The sequence below is a fragment of the Streptococcus sp. Marseille-Q8145 genome, from assembly GCF_965112035.1.
In genome coordinates this window covers 1-945 of sequence record NZ_CBCOPQ010000015.1, presented here as the reverse complement: position 1 = coordinate 945, position 945 = coordinate 1, and the positions used below count along the sequence as shown (strand labels likewise).

1 protein-coding gene and 1 pseudogene are annotated in these 945 nt (G+C 47.3%); both read right to left on the bottom strand.

Features of this window, described 5'->3' with window-relative positions; genetic code table 11:
• Window positions 1-151: 151 nt before the first annotated feature.
• Window positions 152-328, bottom strand: a complete 177-nt coding sequence (locus ACWPVL_RS11680) for a DUF3923 family protein (protein WP_454389181.1) — start codon at window positions 326-328, stop codon at window positions 152-154.
• Window positions 329-341: 13 nt separating this feature from the next.
• A pseudogene (locus tag ACWPVL_RS11675) lies at window positions 342-911 on the bottom strand (helix-turn-helix transcriptional regulator).
• Between the last annotated feature and the right edge of the window lie 34 nt (window positions 912-945).

Here is a 945-nt window from a genome sequence, read left to right as displayed (position 1 = left end):
CCTGCTATCATTGTAGAAATATTGCAGCTAATACCGGTTTAAAGCAAAGAAAGCTTAACTTAAAAAGATTGCCGATACACGACCGGCAATCTTTTTAAGTTCATGCTTCTGACAATCATCCGTGGCGTCTGCTGATCAACAAGTATATGCCTTACACAATTGCAATAATCAAAATGAAAACGACCAGCACGGCTAATGCCGCTAAACGTGATGCCGCGGTCTCAACATGGCCGGCACCATCCACGCGTCTCATCAAGATCGTGATGCCGATACCGCTGATAGCGATTGCCAAAACGATATTCGTGATCCAGAGTCCCTTATGTTTCAAAGCTATTGCCCCCTTATCTCAAGGTTTTGAAAGTACGGCCCAGTTTTTGCAAACTAGCGCCGATTAAGGGAAGCAGTAATGTCATCGCAGTTGCCATGTAAACAAGTTGCAACCCAAACGCCATGGCGAATAGATTTTGCCACGCCAGACTGAACAGCACAGCTGCCAGAAAAACGCATAGGCCATGTAAGACTTGCGGCTTTAACCATTGCTGCCACCAGCTTAGTAAGAGACCTCCCAAAAAGCCGAGTACAAAGTCTGTCAGCAATAACATTTCCGGTCGCGCAACATAACCCAAGCGGCCAACAATCATGATCGCAAGCGCCGGTCCCAGAAAAGTGACTGGGCGCGCCGAGGTTTTCTTGATGGCTTTGGATGAGACTGGCCTCATCAATACGTCAACAGTTATTTGGTAAAAGTCAGCTAGCTGACAAACCGTTTGCAAATCTGGCTGATGTCGGCCGGTTTCTCACGTTGAAACGGTTTTTCGCGAAACGAAAAGCTGGTGGGCAACTTGCGCTTGCGTAAGCTGTCTTGTCAGTCGTAACGTCTTTAAGTGATTGCCTAAAACCGAAGTGGTCATTCTGCTCCCCCCCTAAACATACACGGCTCCTGTA